14 protein-coding genes and 1 pseudogene are annotated in these 9,150 nt (G+C 38.0%); 2 read left to right on the top strand and 13 right to left on the bottom strand.

From position 1 onward, the window contains the following. The 8 genes and pseudogenes from K245_RS28405 to K245_RS0119790 form a co-directional block, all read right to left on the bottom strand. Positions 1–202, bottom strand: a pseudogene (locus K245_RS28405) (IS5/IS1182 family transposase); the annotation flags it as partial. A gap of 96 nt (positions 203–298) precedes the next feature. Continuing rightward, positions 299–1,585, bottom strand: coding sequence for a hypothetical protein (locus tag K245_RS0119830; RefSeq protein WP_027360585.1), 1,287 nt, complete (start codon positions 1,583–1,585; stop codon positions 299–301). Then, the gene (locus K245_RS25620; protein WP_035277756.1) at positions 1,560–1,748 is read right to left on the bottom strand and encodes a hypothetical protein; all 189 of its coding nucleotides are present in this window, start codon (positions 1,746–1,748) and stop codon (positions 1,560–1,562) included. The genes K245_RS0119830 and K245_RS25620 overlap by 26 nt, the downstream gene beginning before the upstream one ends. 517 nt (positions 1,749–2,265) lie before the next feature. Beyond that, positions 2,266–2,826, bottom strand: a complete 561-nt coding sequence (locus K245_RS0119810; protein ID WP_027360583.1) for a hypothetical protein — start codon at positions 2,824–2,826, stop codon at positions 2,266–2,268. An 87-nt stretch (positions 2,827–2,913) separates the two neighbouring features. Next, a complete protein-coding gene (locus tag K245_RS0119805; RefSeq protein ID WP_027360582.1) occupies positions 2,914–3,363 on the bottom strand; it encodes a DMP19 family protein in 450 nt (149 codons plus the stop codon). Positions 3,364–3,448: 85 nt separating this feature from the next. Further along, positions 3,449–3,700 carry a hypothetical protein gene (locus K245_RS28135; RefSeq protein WP_198013943.1) on the bottom strand — a complete coding sequence of 84 codons (252 nt, stop codon included), beginning with the start codon at positions 3,698–3,700 and terminating at the stop codon, positions 3,449–3,451. A gap of 485 nt (positions 3,701–4,185) precedes the next feature. Then, the gene (locus K245_RS0119795; RefSeq protein WP_027360580.1) at positions 4,186–4,722 is read right to left on the bottom strand and encodes a hypothetical protein; all 537 of its coding nucleotides are present in this window, start codon (positions 4,720–4,722) and stop codon (positions 4,186–4,188) included. Between the two features lie 128 nt (positions 4,723–4,850). After that, positions 4,851–5,369, bottom strand: coding sequence for a DUF6155 family protein (locus tag K245_RS0119790; RefSeq protein WP_027360579.1), 519 nt, complete (start codon positions 5,367–5,369; stop codon positions 4,851–4,853). A gap of 307 nt (positions 5,370–5,676) precedes the next feature. Here K245_RS0119790 and K245_RS27885 point away from each other — a divergent pair, with 307 nt between their 5' ends. Beyond that, positions 5,677–5,952, top strand: a complete 276-nt coding sequence (locus tag K245_RS27885; protein WP_156906858.1) for a hypothetical protein — start codon at positions 5,677–5,679, stop codon at positions 5,950–5,952. Between the two features lie 37 nt (positions 5,953–5,989). Here the strand turns inward: K245_RS27885 and K245_RS0119780 are convergent, their stop codons facing one another. The 5 genes from K245_RS0119780 to K245_RS0119755 form a co-directional block, all read right to left on the bottom strand. Then, the gene (locus K245_RS0119780) at positions 5,990–6,310 is read right to left on the bottom strand and encodes a hypothetical protein (protein WP_027360577.1); all 321 of its coding nucleotides are present in this window, start codon (positions 6,308–6,310) and stop codon (positions 5,990–5,992) included. Positions 6,311–6,811: 501 nt separating this feature from the next. Then, positions 6,812–7,090 carry a hypothetical protein gene (locus K245_RS0119775; RefSeq protein ID WP_027360576.1) on the bottom strand — a complete coding sequence of 93 codons (279 nt, stop codon included), beginning with the start codon at positions 7,088–7,090 and terminating at the stop codon, positions 6,812–6,814. Positions 7,091–7,102: 12 nt separating this feature from the next. Continuing rightward, positions 7,103–7,684: a hypothetical protein gene (locus K245_RS0119770; RefSeq protein ID WP_027360575.1), complete on the bottom strand. Its 582-nt coding sequence runs from the start codon at positions 7,682–7,684 to the stop codon at positions 7,103–7,105. A 20-nt stretch (positions 7,685–7,704) separates the two neighbouring features. Next, positions 7,705–8,058, bottom strand: coding sequence for a type II toxin-antitoxin system MqsR family toxin (locus tag K245_RS0119765; protein WP_027360574.1), 354 nt, complete (start codon positions 8,056–8,058; stop codon positions 7,705–7,707). A gap of 624 nt (positions 8,059–8,682) precedes the next feature. Further along, positions 8,683–8,862, bottom strand: coding sequence for a hypothetical protein (locus K245_RS0119755; RefSeq protein WP_027360573.1), 180 nt, complete (start codon positions 8,860–8,862; stop codon positions 8,683–8,685). 64 nt (positions 8,863–8,926) lie between these two features. On the opposite strand from K245_RS0119755, the gene K245_RS0119750 reads away from it, so the two are divergent. Beyond that, positions 8,927–9,150: transposase (locus K245_RS0119750; RefSeq protein WP_027360572.1), on the top strand; the 224-nt coding region annotated here is incomplete at its 3' end.

The following is a 9,150-nucleotide window of genomic DNA, read 5'->3' as shown; positions in this document are numbered from 1 at the left end:
GTAAAATCAGCACTTTAAACATAAGCACAACATCGTAAGGTTTTGCGCCTGCATTGCTCTTTTTGACCCTCTTAAACGTATTGCTCAGAATTAAACGAAAATTTTCCCACGGAATTACCCTGTTTAGTTCAACCAATGGGTCTCCATTCTTGTCTATCCTTGTATAACGTTCTTTCCAGTCAAATAAGCCAAGCTGCTTCATTATCTAATTTACTCTCCATATAAATGAGTTAACTTGGCTTATATATATCATATTATTACTTATATAGTAATATATTTTTGATTTTTAGAGGATCCCTTAACCTTTAACATTCTTCATCCAATCAATTGTTTCACTACAATGTTCGTTTTTTTTAAGAATTGATTGGATTTCCTTTGATACCAAGACACCTTCAGGGTGGAAGAGTTTTGATTTTGAATAATCGTACACAAAATCAAAATGGTTCTTGATTTCTTTTGGCGAAATTTTTTTCATTTTGTTTTGAGCATTTTGCCTAAATGAATTTATGAACATATGAAGTTCACTTAGGTTTTGTGAAAAAACAGTTCTATTTTTCAGGTCGGTTTGAATGGAGTACGAATAGTTTACGTGATCTGATGTTGAAATTGAAACGTTTGAGTCACAGGAACCATTGAAAATATTGGGAGAGTTAAAGCTATGCCAATATAGACCTGTAGGTAAAGCCTTGGGTAAAGATTCACCCATAATTTTTATAAAAGATTCATTTTCTATCGGAAGATTTTCAAAGTGTGATTCGGCATATATTAATGCTGGCAGAGACTCCAGTGAATGGAATGTTGAAATTCGACTTCTATGTGAATCTCTTAAATCAAGACATAGAGAAGTTCTATCCTCGTTAAACGGCCTGAATGAATTGAATAATATAGTTCTTTGAGTTTGAGAAAAATCATCTAAGAATATATTTGATAAATCTTCGTCAATACAACTTAATGTTCCAGTAATCTTGACAATACGTTCTATCTCGTTAGCTAAATTTATATTTGAAATAACTAATAGAGGTTGATGGACAGAAGAAATTTTGAAAACATCATCTATTGCTTCTTGATCCTTATTAAATTTTGAAACTTTGGTGTTATCTTGTGCCATCAAAAACGAGGACATATCTTCTGGGTATAGAAAATATATCCAATTTTGTTTGCCATCTATGATTACAGGAGGGAACACCTGGACAGGTAATTGTGTCTGAAATGACTCTACTTTCCATGAAACCCTGTTGGTGATTACATTAATTTTTATGTCACGGGTTTTGTTGCTAAATGGAGTATAGAATTTGCTCCTGTATGTTGGCAAGTACTTAGATAAAAATCCTTTAATAGAAATTTGTTGCCCAATGCTTAAATCGTGAGAAAAGTATCTATCAGAGATATCTGAAATATTAATATTAATATTGTCAAAGTAATGTTTAAATACTGTTTTAAATGATTTAAATAAATTGTAAAAGTTAGAAAAAGTAAGTAGTTTTTTTTCGATGTCGGATATTATCGATGTTTGGTTATAGTCACCAAAAACAATACCAGGACTATTGGCACCTTGTGTTTCAACGTTTATAGTATTTTTTTTCATTCACATTATAATCTCCGTTAACAATACCGGGGCTGTTTTTACCTTTTGTTGAAACTTTAATATTAGGTCGAGGTTTTCTTTTTTTGTTAATAAAATATCCAAGAAAAAGTACACCTACTCCAGAAAAAATCCATTTAATATTACTAATAACTGTTTCAATCATGTCAATTCCTTTTCTAACGTGAAGCTAAGCTGCGCCGGCAACAAAAGCAGGATAAGCCGCAGCATAAAATCCGGCGTCAGCTTGGGCGGCTTGTTAGCTCTGAAAAATTCAAGAACCCCCAAAAAAACACTGCAAAAACCCTTGCATGAAAATCAGAAAAAGGCAAAGCCAAACGAATTTTCAGGATACCCTGCTCTGGCTGGTGAATAGTTGCCTTTGCAGAGGCTGGAGAAGATTTCCCAACGAAATTGACTGGAGAAAACCTACCACTGCTTTTGCTGGTGAAATTCCCTGAAAAAGCCCAAAGCCGAATCCTGAGCCGCCGACCAGAAAAAGCCATAAAATTTGGCTGCGCCGAATCAGGCGAAAACTTCAAAAACTCGAAACGCTCAGCTAAAAAAACGGGGAAAACCAGAAAACCGGAATTCCCACCAGGGAAGCTAACGGTGAGCTAAGCCGCGCCGCCGCTGCCTTACTGGTGAATTCGGTGCGTGTCGGCGTCGGCTTGGGCGACTTGTTATAGATCATGACCTCTTTTCATTTTAAATTCTTTTTCAATAAAAGCTTTTAGAGTGTCATCGTTGTATTTGTTGTAAATGGAATGAGTTGTGTAGGCATTTTCCTTACTTTTAAAATTATTATAAATATCTTGTAGTTGAATTTGATATTCAAAAACACTTGAATGTATAGATTGCGAAAACCAACCAGTTGAAGTCTTATCCAATTGATAAGCATTAATGAATAGCGTTGCGGATGAAATCAATTTTTTATTTATTTCTAAAGAACCTATGGTTAATATCTTTTTTTCCGAATCTTGATTCATTATCAAGCCACTACCAAATTGCAGTTGGTTATCATTTGGGGATAAAATTTGAATTGCGGCTGACTCAATTCCCTTAAAATTGCCTTCATCTTTAAGATATATATAAAATGCTACTGTTTCTTCATTTATGTCGATGTATGATAAAATTGGATAATTTTCCAATTCTGTTTTCTTGATTTTGTAGATAAAATCACAGGGGAAAGCTGTTCCACTAAAAGAAATAATAATAATGATTAAGCACAAAATTTTTTTCATACTTGATCCTATAACGGTGAGCTAAGCCGCGCCGCCGCTGCTTTACTGAAAAAATAGGTGCGTGTCGGCGTCGGCTTGGGCGACTTGTTATGAAATATCAAACTCTTCCATATTTTCGATTACATAATCTGCAAGTTTTCTCCAGACTGATTCATCCCCACAGGCTTCATCACCGAGTTTATGAAACAAACAATCTTCATGCATTCTTTGTTCTAAGAATTCTTTTCGTTTATCGATATTAAGATGTGGCTCTGGAAAACCAAACAACTCAACAGCTTGGTCTATATTTCTCGCTACATTGTCTGCACCAATTCTTCGATATGCATCTGAAAAAAAAGAATATGGTGGAGTTTGTGGGAAATCACTTTCAAAAAAATATTGAAAACTCCCATTGTCAATTATTCCCTGAGCAGAGTAGATAGCGATTACCGTTTGAACTGGAATTTTCAAACATGAAGGATCATTTTTAGCTTCATCAAGTTGCTCAAAGCAATAATCTGATACTTTTTCTAAAATTTCTTCTTTATCAGTATTCATATATTTTCATAACGGTGAGCTAAGCCGCGCCGCCGCTGCCTTGCTGGTGAAATCGGTGCGTGTCGGCGTCGGCTTGGGCGACTGGTTATGTGTTTTGATTATTACGTCGAATAAAAACCAAATCTTCATCTGGTTTTATTTGGTGCACCAACCCATACTTTTCAGTTTTTACTCCAAAGCCAGTCTCTAAGCATTGCCATGAGTTTTCAGGATATAATTTGCTGAACTGACTTGAAGATACAACAAAAACTATTTCCCCAATGCATCCACTAAAATTAACTATATCACCGATTAAAATTTCTTCGCCAGATAAGTAATACATCGTATTTTTAGACATAAATTTTGTATTCAAACACATAACGGTGAGCTAAGCCGCGCCGCCGATGCTTTACTGGAAAAATCGGTGCGTGTCGGCGTCGGCTTGGGCGACTTGTTGGCACTGCGGTTGAAAAAATAATGCCAGACTATTAAACAGTTTAGGGCAACCAACGACCTGAAGCTACCCTGGCAGAACATAAAAACAGAAAACAGCAAAACCCAAATGAATTACCAAGCTGCCTTTGCAAAGCTGGTGAAAACCTGTCGCTGAATGACTGGAGAAACTCCTAAAAAGTCCAAAGCCTGACTCTTAGCCATATAGTGGAAAAGCCATTCACTCCGACAATGCTAAAATTGGCGATAGCATCAAAGCTATAAAACTGCCAACTAAAAAGTACCGGGTTAACGACTGCAAAACCTCAGCATGCCAACGGTGAGCTAAGCTGCGCCGCCGCTGCCTTGCTGGTGAAATCGGTGCGTGTCGGCGTCAGCTTGGGCGACTTGTTAGGCAGGTTCATTAATGTATACCATATTCCATCCCGCAATTGGCAAAAGATTAAGACCATTTTCGTGCAGTTTTTTAATTTCTGGTGAGTAGCGAAGATGCTTGTAGAAACCTTTTGCATTATTGTGTGGATTTTGCATCCACATTCCAGCAGTTGTTTTGCTCTGGAAAAACCTTAAAACGGATTTCCATTTTTTAAGTATAACCTCATCCTCGCACATAGTGCCGAGCATACCTTCACAAAGCCCATTTTCCTTCATATGAGGGAATTGAAAAGATAATCTATTTGTATTCTTATCGCAACAATCTCTTTGACCATTGCAGTTAACTTCAATTGGTTTGATGTCGATCCATAATTCACGTGGATTATGAATTTGATCTTGCTCTAAAAACTGCTCCCAACTGTGCAGATGGATTACTTCAAAATTTGGCCAATATTTGACAATCGCAAAATACAGATCGTGCTTATCCGTCTGCTTTTTCAACAAATTGAAGATTTCATTTTTTGTTATGAATAAAGTAACAGTAATCTGCATATATGCCTAACGGTGAGCTAAGCCGCGCCGCCGCTGCTTTACTGGTAAAATCGGTGCGTGTCGGCGTCGGCTTGGGCGACTTGTTATGCAATTTCCACTTTTAGTAACTGACCGTTGCGAGTATTTTTTTATTTATTGATATGGCTATAATATGTCTCATATAGCTGGTCATGGAATCCCCACCCCATGTCTTTAGTGTCATTTACTATTTTTAAGCACCGAACATTAAAATCATCAATAAGATTGTTGTCTACTATAAATTTTAATGCTCGCCCATACATGCTTTCCATACTTAAATAAAAGGGTTCATCAATGTCTCCATAATTGTCAGTAAATTGCACGCCCATTTCGACATAAAAAATCATCAGATCCGCGATTGACTTTTTATCTTCAGACAATTTTTTAAATTCTGTTATTGCCTTTTTAGCTACGGACAATCTACACTTACCATGGCCTCTTTTTGGGAAAAACTCATTTTCGATAATGTCTTTATGCTTAATAAGAATCGATAAGCTGCTATCGTTACAGAATTTCATCGAATAGAACTCTCTTACAAAAGGATTTTTGTTGAATAGGTCAACAATATCCTTAATGAGATCTTCCTTTGTTGCCTCTTTTAAATTTCTTTTTAAATCAGATATCTTCATATTTTTTTTGATGTATTAAAAGCATAACGGTGAGCTAAGCTGCGCCGCCGCTGCTTTACTGGAAAAATCGGTGCGTGTCGGCGTCAGCTTGGGCGACTTGTTGGCACTGCGGTTGAAAAAACAATGCCAGACTATTAAACAGTTTAGGGCAACCAACGACCTGAAATTACCCTGCCAGAATATAAAAACAGAAAACAGCAAAACCCAAATGAGTTGCCAGATTACTTTTGCAATTGCTGGTGAAAACCTGTCGCTGAATGACTGGAGAAACTACTGAAAAGTCAAAAGCCTGACTCTTAGCCACATATTGGAAAAAGCCATTCACTTCAACAATGCTAAAATTGGCGATAGCATCAAAGCTATAAAACTGCCAACTAAAAAGTACCGGGTTAACGACTGCAAAGCCTCAGCATGCCAACGGCGAGCTAAGCTGCGCCGCAACTGCCCTACTGGAAAAATCGGTGCGTGGCGGCGTCAGCTTGGGCGACTTGTTAGCAACAACAGCGTTGAGGTGAAAACAACGCCTGATTTCAAAGTAAAATTGGGCAACGATTGCAAAAAACGCTACCCGGCCAAAACATAAAAACAAGAAAGCAGCGAAACCCAAATGAATTACCAGACTACTTTTGCAATTGCCGGAGAAAACCAGACTTTCCAAAAACTGGAGAATGGTTGCCGCTGATGAAGCTTGAGAAATTCAAAACAACAAAATTGCCAAAGCCAGAAAGCTGGAAAACACCAAACCCCGAATGAGTCGCCAAGTTGCCTTTGCAAAAGCTGGTGAAAACCTGCCGCTGCAAAACATGGAGGGCGCCGCCAAAAAGCCTGAAGCTGAACCCAAGCCTTTGAGCTGGAAAAGCCAATAACTTTAAACTGAGCTGGATTGGCGATAAAGCCGAAACAACAAAACCGCTGGAAAAAATGCCAGAGAGCCAGTGCAACTTGCCAAAGAACCACTTGCTAACGGAGAGCTATGCCGCGCCGCCGCTGTGTTTGGTAAGCCCACGCAGGCCCTCGGCGTCGGCATGAGAGACTTGTTGTAACTCGCCGAAGCGGCTAAAAAAGTGACATAGCTCGGTTTTATTAATAAAGCTGCCAAACGATTGATAAGGCATTACTCTACTAAAACAGGTGTTTATCGAGTTATGGTCTTTTTGAAACTGCGGCCCGAAGGCCAAAAACGACGGCAACGTTGGCCTAATAAAGACATCGACAGGGCGAAAGCCATATATACTGGAATCGGATAATACACAAAATACCCGGAGAGTCACAACAGCGCTAGTTTGATTGGGAGTGGGGGCTTTTTCATGCTGGCATAGTCTATGCTCAAATTATAGTTTCGGTAATTCGTTCGTTGATAATTAAATAAAAAAGCAACTTTGGTGTGTCGTTTTAGAGTGAGTTCATATTCTCTCATACCATAATTAGTTAACTTATGCATTTTACTCAGTCGTTTTCTTGGTACTAACTTTTTTCTTTTTTTGCGACTCATCTATTTTAACAGGGTAGTAATCTATTGCTGACGCGAGGTCATTTATTAATTCAATTATTTCTTCCTTACCCATTACAGTTCTAAAATTCTCAAGCCAAACATCAGGTGTTTGTGAAATAAATTGGAGGAGCAGGGAGCCGTCTACACGACAAGCTATATTTACGCCATCTGTAAAAGCTGTAGGTATATTACTATATTTTATGTTGTCAGATAGATTTTTTGTTGTCATATTTATTCCCTTTTAACAATTAGCTAATTTACAATGTGCTGAAGCTATTTTGTTTTTTTTTATACTTTTAGAAAATACTTCTTTTGAGCCTGTATGCATTGATCTTTCTCGCAAGAAATTATTTGACATAATATGTGGATAGGACACAGTAATATTTGATTTGTTCTGACGCAATGTCTTTTCTGCCCCAATTTTAGATTGAATATTGATTCTGCCGTCTTTCCCAGTACGCTTGAATTCTTCTACAGACTTTTTGTGATACAACTTCCTGCCATCAATAACCACGTAGTAAATAAAACCTCTTTTGATACGAGAATCTTTGCTGAGTGCTTGTTTTGTTTTTCCAAGGATAATAGATGCTTCGTTCGATGATATAAACTCACCTATTGGAAGTGAATAAATAGCTTCTGATTCCTTTTTTTGAATATAAGCATTTATCTTTTTTGTCTCTTCAAAATCAATTGAAACGTCACCGCAATCACGACATTTTGAATATCGTATGCTCGGCACATAAATTGTACCAAGAGGTCTGCTTTTAAAGGACAAACCGCCGATTACTATGGATCTATTTCCGTTGCAAAGATCGCACAACATCTCAAATGTCCTTTCTTATTCTAATCAAGCTCATGAAAACTACTAATAACAACTTTTCCATCATTTTGCCTGATGTAAAAGTGAGTATATACACTTTCACCGTCCATAATATTCTTTGCTTTATAATAATCCATCATCGTATGTGGAATATGCCGATGTGGCTCCTTCTTGAAAAAATGATTCTTATTTATGTCGATAGCATAATCTCTATCATTTAATTTCAAAAGGCATTGTTTAATCTTTTCTGGTCCCCAATTGAAAATATCCCGAGCATCATCAAGTGCATTTTGGTTGATATCAAAATGTCCGCACCGAATTTTTTCTTTAACTTCTTTTAATGGGTAGTACGGCTTTCTCGGTGCGGTCTGATGCACTTAGACACTCTCCAATATTAAATAAAAGTTGACAGCTGTCAACTTATTGTTGACAGAGTGATCAATCTCATCCAATTACCTCAGTAAAGGAGCTCACTGATATTCGAATAGATAATAATTTGCAATCACATAGAAATCCAGTCCGAAATGCTTCTACTGTATTATTTTTCATACACAGCTTTTTTTGCCGGACACCTGAAAGTAATATATTGCCTGGAGTTACAACGGAGAGCTATGCCGCGCCGCCGCTGCGCTTGGGTCAAGCGACGCAGGCCCTCGGCGTCGGCATGAGAGACTTGTTGTAACTCGCCGAAGCGGCTTAAAAACAGACATAGCTCGATTTTATTAATAAAGCTGCCAATCGATTGATAAAGCATTGCCAAACGAAAGCAGCGGTTTAAACTATTTTTGATCTTTTTGAAACAGTGGCCTGGAGGCCAAAAACGCTGGCAACGCTGAATTCAAAGAAAACGTCGCCAGAGCGAAAGCATTTTATGCCGGACACCTGAAAAGACAGAATTTGCCCGGAGTTACAACGGAAAGGTATGCCGCGCCGCCGCTTTGCTGGTTAAGCCCACGCAGCTCCCCGGCGTCGGCATGGGCGGCTTGTTGGCTGAACGAGTATTAATCAAGTAAGTTTTTCCGCCTATTACTGTACCTCTTTTTTATTGCAATTATTACAAATGCAACCAATGTGCCTATTCCAATAACAAAGCGTGTAAATCCATGGTCAAGGCCAATTGATTTAAAAATTGCGTCTTCCCACATATAAAACTCTTGGGCATAAATTATTTTGATTACCATTTTTACTCCGCCATGCTTATCTTAAGGCATGTGAAAGATTATCCAGATATGATGGAGGTGTAGCATGGCAAAAAATATGATCCAATTTCAAAAAGGAAAGAGTATTCACGAATTCCTGTCCGAATATGGGACCGAAGATAAGTGCCAAGACTCATTATTCAGACTTAGATGGCCGCATGGTTTTAGTTGTCCGAATTGCGGCGGTTCGAAATTTTGCGAGCTCAAATCAAGAGATCTGTACCAATGCCACAAGTGTCACCATCAGGCGTCGGTAAAGGCCGGAACTAT

The organism is Desulforegula conservatrix Mb1Pa (assembly GCF_000426225.1).
GTDB lineage: Bacteria > Desulfobacterota > Desulfobacteria > Desulfobacterales > Desulforegulaceae > Desulforegula > Desulforegula conservatrix.
Note: the sequence above shows the minus strand (reverse complement) of the source record. Positions and strands in the feature narration are given on the sequence as shown.

Excerpts from the sequence above, each read along its gene's own strand:
- K245_RS28135 (WP_198013943.1), bottom strand. The coding sequence starts at position 3,700 with ATGTCTAAAAATACGATGTATTACTTATCTGGCGAAGAAATTTTAATC.
- K245_RS0119805 (WP_027360582.1), bottom strand. The coding sequence starts at position 3,363 with ATGAATACTGATAAAGAAGAAATTTTAGAAAAAGTATCAGATTATTGC.
- K245_RS0119810 (WP_027360583.1), bottom strand. The coding sequence starts at position 2,826 with ATGAAAAAAATTTTGTGCTTAATCATTATTATTATTTCTTTTAGTGGA.
- K245_RS0119790 (WP_027360579.1), bottom strand. The coding sequence starts at position 5,369 with ATGAAGATATCTGATTTAAAAAGAAATTTAAAAGAGGCAACAAAGGAA.
- K245_RS0119795 (WP_027360580.1), bottom strand. The coding sequence starts at position 4,722 with ATGCAGATTACTGTTACTTTATTCATAACAAAAAATGAAATCTTCAAT.
- K245_RS0119770 (WP_027360575.1), bottom strand. The coding sequence starts at position 7,684 with ATGTTGTGCGATCTTTGCAACGGAAATAGATCCATAGTAATCGGCGGT.
- K245_RS0119775 (WP_027360576.1), bottom strand. The coding sequence starts at position 7,090 with ATGACAACAAAAAATCTATCTGACAACATAAAATATAGTAATATACCT.
- K245_RS0119755 (WP_027360573.1), bottom strand. The coding sequence starts at position 8,862 with ATGGTAATCAAAATAATTTATGCCCAAGAGTTTTATATGTGGGAAGAC.
- K245_RS0119830 (WP_027360585.1), bottom strand. The coding sequence starts at position 1,585 with ATGAAAAAAAATACTATAAACGTTGAAACACAAGGTGCCAATAGTCCT.
- K245_RS25620 (WP_035277756.1), bottom strand. The coding sequence starts at position 1,748 with ATGATTGAAACAGTTATTAGTAATATTAAATGGATTTTTTCTGGAGTA.